Source organism: Paenibacillus antarcticus (genome assembly GCF_001637225.1).
Taxonomy (GTDB): domain Bacteria; phylum Bacillota; class Bacilli; order Paenibacillales; family Paenibacillaceae; genus Paenibacillus_AQ; species Paenibacillus_AQ antarcticus.
The window spans coordinates 16,960-31,346 of sequence record NZ_LVJI01000018.1; the positions used below are offsets into that span (position 1 = coordinate 16,960).

The following is a 14,387-nucleotide window of genomic DNA, read 5'->3' on the forward strand; positions in this document are numbered from 1 at the left end:
TATCTTAATTGATCTATAGTTACCCGTTAACGTAATGAATATTTTTTCTATATTCGATATTTTAGAAAAGTGTTAAAATGCTTATATCTTTTTCTTACATTTTACAATAATAAAATTTATTGGAGGTTTATTTTTTACGTTCTTACTCGGCTCGTCAATTTCTGAAAACTCTACCAGTCCATATTTTTCGAAATCTTGCTTTATGGAGTCAGAATCATAAAAATACATTTTTACGCCTTCCATGATCTCGAAATAGTCTTTATCCAATTGTTTTCCTTTTCCAAACATTGGGGCTTTTTTTGAAACCGTTGTAAAAATCATATATCCATTTGGCTTTAACTGATCATAGCAATCTTTAATAAACTTCTCTCTCTCACGATCATTCAATAAGTGAATAAGTGCATAGCAAAATATACCGTCATAGCGTTGGTTATCAAATGGCATGTCAGTTACTGAACCATGAAAAATACTCATATCAAGCCCATTTTGCCTCGCCAAATCAATTGCTGTTTTTGAAATCTCAATACCTGTTACGTTTATTCCATTGTCGATAAAAACCTTTGCATTTCTGCCATATCCAAACCCTGGTACCAGTATGTCCTTAACATTCTCTTCAAGGAAAAAGTCTTTTGTCACAATTGCCGAGTCAGTAGGTTCAAATCCCCACATCGTTTGTTTTTCTATAAAACTTGATTCCCAGAATTCCGTCATTTTTCCAACTCCATTATGTTTTATTTAAATTGAGATACTATCTTGCTTAACGGATTCAAGTCATGTCTATATGCCTAAACAATACACCTTGATTTCCTGTATTCTTTATTATCTCATTCCCCTAATTTCATTTCAGTTTTGGTTAAGAATTTTTCCAATGCTGCACCGCTATCAATATTCATACGTTCAGCCAAAATAATCAACCACCACATACTTTCACCAATCTTATGTTCAAGTTCCGATACAGTATCCCCGTTTGTTGGCCAACGCACCTGTTGAGACATGGTTAGACGACCGACCAGACCAGCATCTGTCAGGAAAGCTAATGCATCTTCTTCTACTGTCCATTCTTTTTCATGATACTGTCGTTCTAAACGATGGTAGACTTTTCTCAATTGTAAAGAACGTTCAACAGCTTCACTGAAATTCATATTTTTCATTTTGCTTCCTTTCTTTTTGTAGAAATTTATTGTTCACCTGTTTGCGAATTGGTAAGGGCTTCTTCCCTCTACCTCCCGACAAAAACATATGTTCCCATCATGTTCTAACCTTAATCTAAATGGAAATACAAGAAACAGCCGCCACGGCAAACTGGTATACATATGACGAGTCCACAAACACGAAAAACACCACATCATTATGCGGTGTTTTTCGTGTTTGTATTCTTATGTAACAATCAATATTCTAAATCTTATCCGCTTCGCGATTCACCCGGTTGCTTCTTAAACATGATCTAGCTTGATTATTGCCCATCTATTTCATAGGTGAAGATAGTCTTTATTTTGTATTATTCATAAATTGAAATTGTAATTCTGACTTGTTCTTGCCATAACCAATAAAGTCCTGTTGATTGGCGCAGAATGACACCCTTTTTCACAAATAGGTTAATTACAGTCAGGAATTAAATCACTTTCCCTAACCCTTTTAATGCCTCAAATATTTTAGGATCATCTCTAGGATCTAGAATTTTTCCAGAGCGTATTTTGTACATATCGTTATCACTTCCTTTAAGCCAATTAGAAGAGATCGTCGGAATATCAAGATCTAAAAATTGAGATGATAAATGGGACCAAAACGTCCCTAGATATATTCTTTCATTACCCACAACTACAACAAAAGGTTTACCCCTTGCTGATACTTTCACTTCTAGCTTTTTCTCTAAACTAATGCCTTCATTCATTGTAAATTCATGTTCTATCCAATTGTAAGTTCTAATTTCTTTGTCGGTAAGCACAGGTATTGTTTCTAATGGAAGATCATCAAGCTTTTTACTCATAGCTTCAGTTGCAGATAAGTCCTTAACCAAATAGATTGAGAATGCATTAACGTCTCTCTCCTTATCGGCATTATTACACCCACCAATTAGGAAGAGAATAACATTAAGAATTACAACTAATTTTATTTTAGATGATCTCATAGGGGCCTCTCTCTAAACACTCATGATATTTATCGTTTCCGGTTACTTCAATAAGACTGCAGAGAATTAGTTAGTCTGCTTCGTAAAATATCCATATCACTTAAGTTCATAAAAAAACCTCTCATTAGACCTATTAAATCTAGGGTTCTTAAAATGAGAGGGTTTAATCTATTTTACTGAACTAGCGTTTCATGTCCACCTATGACTTTTATCCATTTTTGTGTGAACATCACTTCTCCGCTCTCTATATAAGGGAACAGTCCGGTAGTTTTCTTATCTGCTAGTTCGAGTTGAATGTCCTCAATAATTTGAACTGCTACTTGATCAGCCGTAGATGTTAGTTCCAACCACTTATTAACGTTAATAGGAACGTCAATCGTTTCGATAGTTTGAATATCTAAACCTGCATTTTCAAACAATTTAATGAATTCTGTTTCTTTGAGTGCATTCGTGTGGGAAGGATCACGAAGCCTCTCATAGTGATTATACTGATGGTATAACTCATTATCTTCTGGTGAAATCATATCAACAATACAGATAGTCCCTGATAATTTGCTTACTCTAATCATTTCTTCTAACACTTTTTTTGGATTTGTAAAATGATGAAATGCTAATCTACTAATGACTAAATCGAACGCTTCTTTGTCACTGGGTATTTGCTCAGCATGAGCAAGGTTAAATTCTATGTTAGATATATTCAATGCATTGTTTCGTTCTATACCCTCTGCAATCATATCAGGCGATAAGTCAACAGATATCACCTTATTTACATAGGGAGCTAAATAGCGACTTAAAATACCTGTTCCCGCTGCCACATCCAACATCTTAACTCCTTCATTAAGGGGGAGGTGTCGATGAATCCATTTCAATAAATCCTCGCTATTCAAAGACAAAGATTTGTTTGAGAAGCCTCTAGCTTGCTTTTGAAACTCCGTTCGAACAATCTGTTCATTTCCTTGTTGTACACTCATCTCAACTAACTCCTCTCAACTATTCTTAACTCAACTCATCTGGGAAACCCACAATAAATGTTATGGTAAATTATAACAGATTGCTGAATGCGCTACAATAATTTTCATTTCGTTTACCTGCCTGTAAGCTTAATGATTATTTGAAATAAACTTGAAAATTGCTTGTTTTTCAAGTTCGTCCCAATTGGGTGTCGCAATGTTTAATGGTTGTTTTAACTTTTCGAACGAATCAAACAAAGCTACAATTTCACCGAAAGATCCATCCATCAATTCTCTAAACGGCAATTTTGAGAATATCTGTTATTCACGTTCAATGAGGTGGAATGTCGAACAGTCAGATCACATTTCTCGATGTTCAGTACAACAAAACACCAGGAAGATCTCCTGGTGTTTTGTTGTACCCATCCATTCCTATTTATTTATATCTTCCATAAGCTTTAGCATATGAAAGAATTCGCCTATACAATGCCTTATCCTTCATGTTCTTCAAAGGATAGAATTGTGGCCTTGTATTCACCTCCAGAATCCACACTTTTCCCATGGAATCCAGAGCCACATCCAAACCTAATTCTCTAAATCCTTTCATATGACGATCAAAGTTTTTGGCAACTTTGACTCCTAATTGTTTCAGCTCAGTTTCTAACTGCTTAATCTTGATAAGATTGTAGCCTGACCCTGACATCGTTTGATTGAAATAACCGAGTTTCCCTCCTTGATTATAATTTGTGGCTACCATGCCCGGACTTCCGATCTTGGTAAATATTGCAGTGCTATGCCATACCCCTTTATTCGTTTTCTGGACCATGACACGAATATCGAAAGGTTTTCCATTTGTTGTGGCTAGTTGGATTCCCTTCTGCAAAACATAGGATCTTTTGTTGGCAAATTGATTTAACTTACTATATAAGGCATTTATAGTTGAGTAATAAGATTTGGTAGCCTCCAATTGCGTTTGATAGCCCTTGGGTACTTTCCTAATACGAATAATATTAACCCCGCCAGAACCAGTTGTAGGTTTGAAGAAGACAGTCGAATAATCAGAAAGCATCGAGGTCAAATTGTCTCTTTGGAATTGTCTTGTACTTGGAACATGCTTACTTAAATTTCGTTGTGTCAATAACCAACTTGTCTTTTTCCATTTACTTACGATTGTGATGCTTCGATAGTTATTCATAAAGTTCTCACACCTCGCTTCTCTCCATTATATGAATGGTAGTCGAAGCTTGTCACCTCATATGCCTATCCCCATCGAAGAACTCCTCGAGCAATTACAATTATTCTATCCATAAAGTATTACGCTTCCTTGGGTTCCATTCACTTTTCGCATCCAAGGCCGTGATTAAACTTCCTTCCTGTAAGTTCAAAAAAAGACTGCCCATGATGCTGGCAGCCTCTGTCTTTGCGTTATAGCGTAACGTTAATATTTTTTAATAAAACTACCCTTCCTGTATATCTGCAACTAATTCGCTCGCAACCTCAATCATCATCGGAATTACGGCTTCATTGGTGCCGGATACGTAAATGTCCCCCTGATAATACCTGAATGGGATCTGAGTATCATTATAGTTCCACATGAAGAAATCTCCATCTATGGACATACTGGTTGAACCTGTCACCGTATACACTGATGTATAAATGAAATCAGATTTGGACGAGAAATACTGTTTGCACTCATCCAAAGATATCGTTTGCTCTAAATTTCCGTTTTCCTGTAAAGTTCTTGTAATTCGATAGCGTTGACTCATTGTTATGCCTCCAAATTTCTAGTAATTTTCTCTGCTACGGATTCTTATGACCATTATAAGTAATTAATCTGAGAACAACATGTTGAAATACCGATCACGATGATTCAAGAAATCTCGGGTCAAGCTATAATGTTCCGTTTCTTCATAGTGTATCGGTTCTATGGATGACTCTGAGAAATGTAATATTTGAGCATGCGGGTATGCCATAAGTATCGGAGAATGTGTCGCGATAATAAACTGAGCCTGTCCACTCTGTTCCAACTCCCAAATCAGCCTCAAAAAGGATAACTGACTCTGCGGAGATAAAGCCGACTCTGGTTCATCTAATAAGTACAGCCCCTTTTTATCTAATCGATTGTTGAAAAAGGTCAAAAAGGCTTGTCCGTGAGAACGTTCATTTAAAGACTTCCCACCATATGGACTATACGCCGACCTTCCTACAAAAGGGTCCTCTGCTAGCTCATCGATATAGTTGGCAAAAGCATCAAATGTTTCTGCTCGGAAATAAAAACCACTGTTCACCTTGGGCATCCAGCTAAGTCTCATGATTGACGCGAGCGATACATTATCCCTTTTCTTCGAAATAACAAGATCTTTGCCCCCAATAATACTAAAACCACACTTAAGTCCGATCGATTCCAATAACGTAGATTTACCTGAACCATTCTCTCCCGTTAGAAAAGTTACGTTACTTTCTAAATGTAGCGTGCTTAAGCTGCGTAACACAGGCATTTGGAATGGGAATTGATGTTCATCCGTGGGTGGCACGCTATCCCAATCTAGATCAATCCTCTTCAAGAAGGACATAGGGTCTCCTCTCCAAACACTTCATGATCCCACATTGATAGAAATAAACCTCCCAACGAAGAGTCCGTGGAAGGTCATCATTTCATGCACTTTATATATTAAATATAGAATTCGTCAGGAATCTTCCCGAATTTACGTTTGTGATATAAAAGTGGTTCTTTGTTTTCACTTTCAATCGCTACGACTTCACCAATCAAAATCGTATGGTCGCCCGCTTCAATCGTTTTGAATGTCTTACATTGCATCACACCAGAAGCTCCTGCAATAATCGGAAGATTCTGCTCAGATAAAGCCCATTCACAATTTCCAAATCGGTCAATATCTCTACTTGCAAATAAAGAACAGATATCACCTTGATCAGCGGATAGTACGTGTACTGCGAATTTATCTGTTTTTATAAACGTCTCATACGTCGAAACTCTCTTATCAATGGACCAAAGAACAAGTAAAGGATCTAAAGATACAGAAGCAAATGAATTAACGGTAAGTCCTAACGGAACGCCTTGTTCATCAACGGTTGTTACAACGGTCACTCCAGTAGGGTAATTCCCCATAACTTCTTTGAAACACGCAACATTCTTACTGTTATCCATTCTCTCAAAACACCTCTCAATGTATGTATCATTATAATCGCGATGCAACCATCCATATAACGTTGTATTAACTGTCACTCAAGTTTAACACATTCACTCGGTTGTTTAAATCCTATTCATCGATATTAAAATAGGAAATATACACATAAAAGCTTCTCTTTTAATTATATGGTTTCTACCTAAAATTGAAGAAGGAGGTGGTTGGAATGACCATGATTTCTTTTTCTGATCGATTTATTCGTAACACGCTGTCGTTCATAGGCTTTCCATTGTCCTTGTTTCAACACATATCTTCTACATATCAGCGTAATCAATATAATCCTAGTGGCCGCATGATTGAGATTAATCAACACAATATACATGTGAACGTATCTGGGAAAGGCTCATCGACCATTATTTTGGAATCAGGAATGGGTGGTTGTTCACTGGATTGGTGTCATGTTCAACCCGTATTGGCTGAAGACGCGACTGTTATCACTTATGATCGTGCAGGATTTGGTTGGAGTTCCCCATCTCCTTCAGAGCCCACCTGCCAACAATATGTGGATGATCTTCGCTCGTTATTAACTACACTAGGTAGGAAGCCCCCCTTCTTGCTTGTGGGACATTCCTACGGTGGAATGATCATGAGATTATTTGCCGCTACGTACCCGGACGAAGTTACGGGTTTGGTGTTGGTGGATTCCACACATGAGAACAGATATTTATCAGAACATATAGATCCTGTTAGAAAGAATCAACGTGAGAAGGCTTTAAAATTGTACCGACTTGGTTATTTATTGTCTCCGATAGCTATACCCCGTCTGATGAGAATGCATATTGGCTCCAAACGACTCCCTCCTGAGATATTACAGATAGCTCGTGTATTGGGTTATCGAACAAGTGCTTATAAGTCGGCATATTTGGAGTTACTAAATACAGGAGAGAGTAGCATCCAATTACTGCAGGCACCACAATTAAGAAGTGATTTACCTGTCATCGTATTAAGTGCTGGGATACAACATAATGATTGGATTAAAGAACAGAAGTATTTGTTACACCTTTCACATTTGACTACACAAAACATCGTAGAAGACAGCTGGCATGCCATTCAAATACACAGACCGGATGCGGTCATAAAAGCCATTAAGAGCTTATTGAACTAATACGATTCCAAGGCTTTTATTTTCTTTGAAAAGGCATCCACCAATTCATTCGCCCTAGCAGTACCATTAATGACGGAACGAGAATCAGTCGAATGATTGTGGCATCAATAAATATGGCTGCAGCAATGCCGATTCCGAGTTGTTTCACCCCTACGACATCAGCGAAAGCGAATGGTAAAGTCACAGCAATCATAATAGCAGCAGCTGACGTTATGATCCTACCTGTTGAGGATAATCCTGATGTGACAGCAATAACATGGTCTCCCGTCCGTTCATATACCTCTGACATTCGAGACAATAAGAACACACCATAATCCATGCTGATTCCAAATACGAGTCCAAATACAAAGACCGGAATCATAACCGCAATCGGACTAGGTTCTAGTCCTAGTCTTCCTTTTTCAAATATAAAGACCAGAATACCAAACGAAGCACCTAGACTTAATAAATTCATTACAATGGCTTTAAGTGGAATAAGAATAGAGCGAAATGCAATACATAGTACGATGAAGTTCGTTATACCTATGAATAATAGAATTGAAACCAGATGATTTGAAATCTCATCGAATATTTCCTGCTGATACTTCGCCTCTCCCCCAACAATCAAGGGAAGTTCCTCCGTTATACCCTCAACTTCTAAATTCCGTAGCCAATCTGAAGCCATGGTGGATCCTGGGGTCCCCTGTATCGTCATTCGAAAGAGCATTGTATTATCTCGTAGTACGGATTGTAACGCTGGCTCTATTCTTTTCATGAAGATAGGATTCTTAAGCATTCGAAGGAACTCTTGCTCCGATAACACAGGCAGATGCTCAAACACAGAATCAATGCTGATCACATTTGGATCTTGCTTCATACTCTCCACCCATTGATAGGCATGGAGCCAATTTTGCGTTGTAAATGTGACCTTCTTTCCTGTCGCGAGGACAACAACCTCTGAACTGGAAGCGGAGGTGAAGTGAGCTTTGTAGAGCTCAGCTGCCGCTCGGGACTCATATCCCTGAGGTAGCGAAGTCGCATCCGGTATGCTAATCATCATATGACGTAATGGAACAAGACAAATAAGCAACACAATCAAGGAAACAGCCATGGATACGATAGGTCTCTTCATGATTGTGAGTGACCATCGATCCCAGAAACTCGAGGTCAATATCTCCCTTTCCTTCTGCTTGTTGGGTATAATAAATGGCCCTATGATACTGAGTAGAGCAGGAAGTAACGTTAGATTTAATAGTAAAGATATGATGAGCACAACCATAGCACCTAAGGCGACAGTTGTGAAGATAGGCAAATGAATAAATTGAATAGCCAGGAGCCCGAGAATAACGCATGCAGTAGAGTATATCACAGCTCGTCCCGCTGTTCGCATCGACGTGAGTACCGTCTGTTCTACACTTCGATTGGGAAGTTCTTCTTGAAATCGACTGATAATCATAAGGGAAAAGTCAATACTAAGTGCCAGCCCTACCATAGGGATTACACTTAACACAAAATTGGAGAGTTCAATCATCTTACCCACTAATGTCATGATCCCAAGCGTCCCTGTTACGCCAATCAGCCCGATAATAATGGGTAGTAATGCATAGACGACACCTCTGAACGCAAATAACAATATAATAAATGCTATAGGTAACCCGATCAACTCTGCTGTCTTCAATCCATTTCGACTCGCTTGATTTACATCATATTGAACAACAGACTTCCCCGTCATACCTACCGTAATATGTGATGACGTTGGAAGATGCTGTCTGATCTGTTCCAACACAGGTCCGATTCTATAGGATTGCTGACGAAACCCAAGAAGTGCATAGGCTACATTCCCTTGTAACATCCCTTCCTTTTCAAACGGAGATATTTGGCTATATAGTCCCTCAACAGACTGGATTCTCATCAATACGTTCTCAATAAATTGACGAAACTGTTGTGTCGTTACTGAGGTTTCTTTTTCAAAAACTAGCATGATTGGCTCATCCGGTATTCCGAACTTAGCAGATAGCGTTTGCTGAACATCTGTATAGCTCCCCTCAGACACTAACCCATGGTCTTTGAGAACCTCTGGTAGCTTCGTTGCATACGTACCAAAGATAACAAAAAAAGCTGTCCACAACACGATGATCCATGTCGGGAACCGAAATGAAAGATTAGCAAGCATGCGGTATCCCATAAGCCAGCTCTCCTAAATACATAATATCTAACCACCATATGGTTTCAATCGTGTGGCTTTAACGAAATACTTACCAAGCGGCGGATAGAGCCTGACAGCACTTGGGAACCAACGAGTAACCTGAGGCTTCGAACACAGTGTATGTGCAAGTCTCCCTCGCCTTATTAGGCCACCGAATTCATGTTGAAGGGCCTGTGTGTATTCTTCTTTCCAACGTAGCAGAGATATTTCCCCACGTAGATAACGATCAGCGAGAGCGCAACATAGATAGGATGACCGTAGGGCAATAGACATCCCATCTCCACATAGCGGCGGAATAACTACTGCTGCATCTCCTAGATGTGGAATGACGTGCCATGCAAGCGGATGAGAAGATAAATGTACTGGAGCTATGGAAGCTTGTGTCCCCGCAATAGGAACGGCATGTTTCATTCTCTCCACTAATTGAGGATTATCTCTTGAGACTGATTCAAAGATGGTGGCTACACTCGTTCCTGCGCCCTTGACTACCTCCTTGTCCAGAAGTGCAGCCACATTCGAATAACCATTCTCAACAGGAGAAATTCCGACGTAGCCACCCTTTACGAAATACAACTCCGTAACAAGATCAGAACGTATGCCAGAATAATGAGATTTAATTCCGACGTAGGAATGCTTATTCGAATCTAATATATAAGGTTCTTCAAATATATTCGTATGACGGTGAGATCCCCAGGCAGCATACACCGTTCGAGCTTGAATGATCGTATCAATACCACGTTCCTTAATCTTCACCTCGTAGCCTTCCTCAGATTGCTTAATCGAAGTAACTGTCATACCGGTTCGCACGCTAACTCCTGATTGGACAATAACTTCATGCAGGGCAGTATCCAGCTTGTAGCGGCTAATTCCCCAAGCTGTACCTGGTAATGGAACCTCCACTGTACCTCCATCTGCAAATATCAATCTCGCTTTCGATATCTTCTGAGGTTCTAAGGACTCCATCACATCATCCAACCCAAGCTGACTAAGCATTTCTTGTGATTCTGGCGATAGAAATTCACCACACGTCTTATGGCGTGGGAATACCTGTCGATCTAATAGCACTGTACGCCATCCTAGATCTGCTAACTGTTTTGCAAGGCTACACCCTGCAATTCCTCCACCAATTACGACGGCATCCATCATCTGCTCCATCGATTTCCACTCCCCTTTTCACTTTGTGAAGCATGCTGCGGAATGATAACAGCATACCGAAATAAGGGACGCCACGAGTACTTAAGTTGGGGAACACCTAGGGAGTCTCTTAATATAATCCAATCCGTAGCACGAAACCCTTTGGCTACAGACAAAGGGCCATCGTGCCTTATATAACGATTAGTGGATACTACATGACTGACGATCCATACCGCTAACCACGCAATCCATTGTCTATGAATATCATTAATCACAACACCAAGCTTGGACATTTTATACATATGAGCTACGATCCTATGAAGCTCATCTCCTGTAAAATGATGGATAAATTGCGATCCCGTTACGATATCTACCGATGCTTCTGGTAGGTCCAACACATCGACTAATTTTACCGTTACCCTCGGTTCATCATGAAAGAATTGTCGTGCCTCTTCACATGCTTCCTCCGTTACATCTGCTAATTGGATCGTAACATCGATGCCTCTCTTATCCGCCCATCTAAGAATGTGTCTATTTACATCCCCTGAACCCGCGCCCACATCAAGAACAGATAACTGTTTCGGACGACCCGCTAGTATCCATATCCGCTCAACACCATAAATAGTAGGATTTGAGGCAGCAAATATACGATTCAACAGCCGAAGATCACGTAACGCTTCGTGTAATTCATCTCCACCCATACTGAAATCATCCATCAATTCTGGTTCTTCGGCTCTCTTCTGTAGCTTCTTAAGAATGGACATGGTCTATCGTCCGCTCTTGTAGAATAGCTGATGGAAGATACGTAAATTTAAGCAGTTCTGCTGTAAGCCCCGGACCAAAAGCTAAAGCTACACCACTAGATGATTCTGCTTCACGAGATGCAAGATCTTCGCGCATCGCTTTTAGAACAAAAAGAATCGTCGCGGAGGACAAATTGCCATAGTCATGTAGAATACCTCGACTATACTGAACCTGATCATCCCGCAATTCGTACATCTGTTGTATAACATCGACAATCCCACGTCCTCCAGGATGGATAGCCCATAGATTAGGAGATTCGTTACCAGCTAATAGGGATTCCATCTCAGCACTTAGATAGCGGCCTAACAATTTGGGAATATTCGTAGATAGATAGAGATCGAATCCATAATTTCCAACTTCCCATATCATTTCTTCACTGCAATCAGGCATGAGAACCGAATGCCCCTCACCTAATTGAAACAACCCTTTTCGGTTCTTATCAGCCGCTCCTATAACACATGCGGAAGCCCCATCTCCGAAGAATGATGCGCCAAACAAAGCCTCTCGTTCACTTGAAGGTTGAAAATGAAGTGTACATAACTCTACACAGACGATTAAGATCTGCCTGTCTGATTGCCCTTCCATCAGCGTTCTAGCCAATTGAATTGCCTTCAACCCTGCCGCACATCCTTGAAAGGTTAATGGAATTCGCGAAACGCGTGGTGATAGATCCAATTCCTTAACAATAACAGCATCCAGCCCTGGCAAGAATTGGCCTGTACAACTTACTGTTATAAGATGTGTGATCTGAGAACCTTCAATATCTCCATCCTGTAAAGCATCTCGTGCAGCTTCTAGTGCTAAAGGAATCGATTCTCTTTTATAAATACCCATACGTTCAGCAGTGGATGGAACATCATTGAGTCCTTCGGATGGCAAATAACGGCTTGTGGAACCATGTGCGATGAGATTAGGTTCACAGGTATATCGCGTTGCTACACCACATTGTTTAAAAATCTTTCTAGCCCACCGCACGGAATTCGGGGAATCCTGTAAGGCTTCCTCTAATTTATCTAACACCTCACCTTGTTCAATCCGGTAAGCTGGTAATGCTGTACCTATGCCTAGTATAGAAATGTTAGGAAACATCGTATTATTCATGTGTTCTTCAACTCCTTCTCTAAGGTTTGTGCGAAACGATAACGTAATGGAACAAGTTTATTCTTGTAACAGCTCGTATATGCATGAATTTACAACTATCATGAACCGGGACACCACCTCCTCCCTTTACAACGCTATCTGTTAACGGTACCTTTATATATTGAGAAGACAAAAAGTAACTACATACGAATGAATAAGTGAGTGAGGGGATTTAATTGAAACAAGATATCAATGCACAACCGCTTGAGGACGCAGAAGTGATTCATCTATCCGGTTCACAACGTATATTAATCATGACTGCGGTCGCTGCAGAACGAGATGCTGTCGTACGTGGTATTCGTGGATCAAGTCGATTCGATGTACGATTAGCTGGCGTCGGTTCTGCAACTGCTGCTGCAAATACAGCATCTGCCCTTGCTAAAGGAGATTACAGTCTAGTGATTAGCGCTGGTATTGGTGGTGGATTTGTTGGAAGAGCCGAACTTGGTTCCGTTGTCATAGCTAGTGAGATCATAGCCGCAGATCTAGGGGCAGAGACTCCTGAAGGATTTTGTAGCGTAGACGAACTAGGGTTTGGCTCTTCTCGTGTACCCGTAGAATCCAATCTCGTATCTTTAATAACAGATGCACTTCAGCAAGCTGGTCTTTGCGTTCATACGGGTCCTATTCTTACTGTCACAACGGTGACAGGTTCATCTGAGAGTGCAGCAATGCTAGACAAGCGCGTACCAGGAGCTACTGTTGAAGCTATGGAAGGCTATGGTGTGGCTGTTGCAGCTCAGATCTATAGCGTACCTGTTCTTGAGATTCGGACGATATCCAATGCTGTCGGACCCCGTGATCGATCCGCATGGAAGATGAAAGAAGCATTTGAGGCTCTCGAAGCCGCAAGTTCAATACTATTGGAGGTGCTAACATGAAGATTGCTTTTTCACCGTGTCCAAATGACACGTTTATATATCATGCTTGGGTCCACGGTTTAATACCTGGTGCACCCGAGTTAGAAGTTACCTATGCAGATATTGATATTACAAATACACTTGCACAAGGAATCGACGGACCTGATATTCTCAAAATATCCTATGGTGCGCTACCTTGGATATCAGACGAATATGCATTACTGTCCTGTGGAGGGGCGCTTGGGCGAGGTTGTGGTCCATTAGTACTTACATCAAGTCACGATGTGATCACGAACGACCCCACAACACTAACGGGTCGCCGTGTGGCTGTGCCTAGCGAACGTTCAACGGCCTATTTATTGTTTCGTTTATGGGCATCGCAGAACATTCCCGGTGGTATTGGAGAAATTGTCGTAATGCCATTTGACCAGATTATGCCGGCTGTACGGGATGGACTCATTGATGCCGGACTCGTCATTCATGAAGCACGTTTCACCTACCCTGAGTACGGGTTGTCACTGATGACCGATTTAGGAAGTTGGTGGGAAGAAGATACGAACCTACCCATCCCTTTGGGAGCTATAATCGCACGTAAATCGTTAGATTTAAATAAAATTACGACTTGGATTCGTCAATCCGTCGAATATGCATGGGCTCAGCCAGAGGCTTCACAAGATTACGTCCTACATCACTCGCAGGAACTGTCATCTGAAGTCGCCCAAGCCCATATCAATTTATATGTAAATTCATTCAGCGCAGATCTAGGTGATGAAGGGTATGGCGCTATCAAGGCATTACTCAACCGGGCTTCTCAAGAAGGAATTATCCCTACATTCGATATCGATGCATTACTATGGCGAGAATAGAGAATTTCA

General features: G+C 40.5%; 15 protein-coding genes. 3 read left to right on the forward strand and 12 right to left on the reverse strand.

Going from position 1 to position 14,387, the window contains the following annotated elements; translation table 11 throughout:
• Window positions 1–81: 81 nt before the first annotated feature.
• The 8 genes from PBAT_RS13365 to PBAT_RS13400 form a co-directional block, all read right to left on the reverse strand.
• Entirely contained in the window at window positions 82–711 is a 630-nt protein-coding gene (locus tag PBAT_RS13365) for a class I SAM-dependent methyltransferase (protein WP_068650384.1), read from the reverse strand.
• A gap of 113 nt (window positions 712–824) precedes the next feature.
• Complete coding sequence (locus tag PBAT_RS13370; protein WP_248912428.1) at window positions 825–1,106, reverse strand: nucleoside triphosphate pyrophosphohydrolase family protein; 282 nt, start codon at window positions 1,104–1,106, stop codon at window positions 825–827.
• 506 nt (window positions 1,107–1,612) lie between these two features.
• Entirely contained in the window at window positions 1,613–2,128 is a 516-nt protein-coding gene (locus PBAT_RS13375; protein ID WP_068650387.1) for a hypothetical protein, read from the reverse strand.
• 173 nt (window positions 2,129–2,301) lie between these two features.
• A complete protein-coding gene (locus PBAT_RS13380; RefSeq protein ID WP_068650389.1) occupies window positions 2,302–3,099 on the reverse strand; it encodes a class I SAM-dependent methyltransferase in 798 nt (265 codons plus the stop codon).
• A gap of 415 nt (window positions 3,100–3,514) precedes the next feature.
• Window positions 3,515–4,273, reverse strand: coding sequence for a YheC/YheD family protein (locus tag PBAT_RS13385; RefSeq protein ID WP_068650391.1), 759 nt, complete (start codon window positions 4,271–4,273; stop codon window positions 3,515–3,517).
• 262 nt (window positions 4,274–4,535) lie between these two features.
• The gene (locus tag PBAT_RS13390; protein ID WP_068650393.1) at window positions 4,536–4,844 is read right to left on the reverse strand and encodes a hypothetical protein; all 309 of its coding nucleotides are present in this window, start codon (window positions 4,842–4,844) and stop codon (window positions 4,536–4,538) included.
• A 63-nt stretch (window positions 4,845–4,907) separates the two neighbouring features.
• Window positions 4,908–5,651, reverse strand: a complete 744-nt coding sequence (locus tag PBAT_RS13395; RefSeq protein WP_068650395.1) for an AAA family ATPase — start codon at window positions 5,649–5,651, stop codon at window positions 4,908–4,910.
• Between the two features lie 98 nt (window positions 5,652–5,749).
• Window positions 5,750–6,244, reverse strand: coding sequence for a flavin reductase family protein (locus PBAT_RS13400; RefSeq protein ID WP_068650397.1), 495 nt, complete (start codon window positions 6,242–6,244; stop codon window positions 5,750–5,752).
• A gap of 206 nt (window positions 6,245–6,450) precedes the next feature.
• Between PBAT_RS13400 and PBAT_RS13405 the strand changes: the two genes are divergently transcribed.
• Complete coding sequence (locus tag PBAT_RS13405; protein WP_246168200.1) at window positions 6,451–7,389, forward strand: alpha/beta hydrolase; 939 nt, start codon at window positions 6,451–6,453, stop codon at window positions 7,387–7,389.
• Between the two features lie 16 nt (window positions 7,390–7,405).
• On the opposite strand, the gene PBAT_RS13410 is transcribed toward PBAT_RS13405, so the two are convergent.
• From PBAT_RS13410 to PBAT_RS13425, 4 genes are read right to left on the reverse strand one after another with little or no spacing between them, the layout of a single operon-like run.
• Entirely contained in the window at window positions 7,406–9,553 is a 2,148-nt protein-coding gene (locus PBAT_RS13410) for an MMPL family transporter (protein WP_084403059.1), read from the reverse strand.
• Between the two features lie 27 nt (window positions 9,554–9,580).
• A complete protein-coding gene (locus PBAT_RS13415; protein WP_068650399.1) occupies window positions 9,581–10,729 on the reverse strand; it encodes an NAD(P)/FAD-dependent oxidoreductase in 1,149 nt (382 codons plus the stop codon).
• Entirely contained in the window at window positions 10,717–11,472 is a 756-nt protein-coding gene (locus PBAT_RS13420; protein ID WP_068650402.1) for a methyltransferase domain-containing protein, read from the reverse strand. The genes PBAT_RS13415 and PBAT_RS13420 overlap by 13 nt, the downstream gene beginning before the upstream one ends.
• Window positions 11,459–12,613, reverse strand: coding sequence for a type III polyketide synthase (locus PBAT_RS13425; protein ID WP_068650404.1), 1,155 nt, complete (start codon window positions 12,611–12,613; stop codon window positions 11,459–11,461). Before PBAT_RS13425 ends, PBAT_RS13420 begins: the two co-directional genes overlap by 14 nt.
• Window positions 12,614–12,870: 257 nt before the next feature.
• On the opposite strand from PBAT_RS13425, the gene PBAT_RS13430 reads away from it, so the two are divergent.
• Both PBAT_RS13430 and PBAT_RS13435 read left to right on the forward strand, forming a co-directional pair.
• Window positions 12,871–13,533, forward strand: coding sequence for a futalosine hydrolase (locus PBAT_RS13430; RefSeq protein WP_211267833.1), 663 nt, complete (start codon window positions 12,871–12,873; stop codon window positions 13,531–13,533).
• The gene (locus PBAT_RS13435) at window positions 13,530–14,378 is read left to right on the forward strand and encodes a 1,4-dihydroxy-6-naphtoate synthase (RefSeq protein ID WP_068650406.1); all 849 of its coding nucleotides are present in this window, start codon (window positions 13,530–13,532) and stop codon (window positions 14,376–14,378) included. The genes PBAT_RS13430 and PBAT_RS13435 overlap by 4 nt, the downstream gene beginning before the upstream one ends.
• The last annotated feature ends 9 nt before the right edge of the window (window positions 14,379–14,387 follow it).

What these genes read in the sequence shown, in the direction of transcription:
- PBAT_RS13375 (WP_068650387.1), bottom strand. Translation starts at nt 2,128, where the DNA reads ATGAGATCATCTAAAATAAAATTAGTTGTAATTCTTAATGTTATTCTC.
- PBAT_RS13390 (WP_068650393.1), bottom strand. Translation starts at nt 4,844, where the DNA reads ATGAGTCAACGCTATCGAATTACAAGAACTTTACAGGAAAACGGAAAT.
- PBAT_RS13435 (WP_068650406.1), top strand. Translation starts at nt 13,530, where the DNA reads ATGAAGATTGCTTTTTCACCGTGTCCAAATGACACGTTTATATATCAT.
- PBAT_RS13415 (WP_068650399.1), bottom strand. Translation starts at nt 10,729, where the DNA reads ATGGAGCAGATGATGGATGCCGTCGTAATTGGTGGAGGAATTGCAGGG.
- PBAT_RS13420 (WP_068650402.1), bottom strand. Translation starts at nt 11,472, where the DNA reads ATGTCCATTCTTAAGAAGCTACAGAAGAGAGCCGAAGAACCAGAATTG.
- PBAT_RS13425 (WP_068650404.1), bottom strand. Translation starts at nt 12,613, where the DNA reads ATGAATAATACGATGTTTCCTAACATTTCTATACTAGGCATAGGTACA.
- PBAT_RS13400 (WP_068650397.1), bottom strand. Translation starts at nt 6,244, where the DNA reads ATGGATAACAGTAAGAATGTTGCGTGTTTCAAAGAAGTTATGGGGAAT.
- PBAT_RS13365 (WP_068650384.1), bottom strand. Translation starts at nt 711, where the DNA reads ATGACGGAATTCTGGGAATCAAGTTTTATAGAAAAACAAACGATGTGG.
- PBAT_RS13380 (WP_068650389.1), bottom strand. Translation starts at nt 3,099, where the DNA reads ATGAGTGTACAACAAGGAAATGAACAGATTGTTCGAACGGAGTTTCAA.
- PBAT_RS13385 (WP_068650391.1), bottom strand. Translation starts at nt 4,273, where the DNA reads ATGAATAACTATCGAAGCATCACAATCGTAAGTAAATGGAAAAAGACA.
- PBAT_RS13395 (WP_068650395.1), bottom strand. Translation starts at nt 5,651, where the DNA reads ATGTCCTTCTTGAAGAGGATTGATCTAGATTGGGATAGCGTGCCACCC.
- PBAT_RS13410 (WP_084403059.1), bottom strand. Translation starts at nt 9,553, where the DNA reads ATGGGATACCGCATGCTTGCTAATCTTTCATTTCGGTTCCCGACATGG.
- PBAT_RS13405 (WP_246168200.1), top strand. Translation starts at nt 6,451, where the DNA reads ATGACCATGATTTCTTTTTCTGATCGATTTATTCGTAACACGCTGTCG.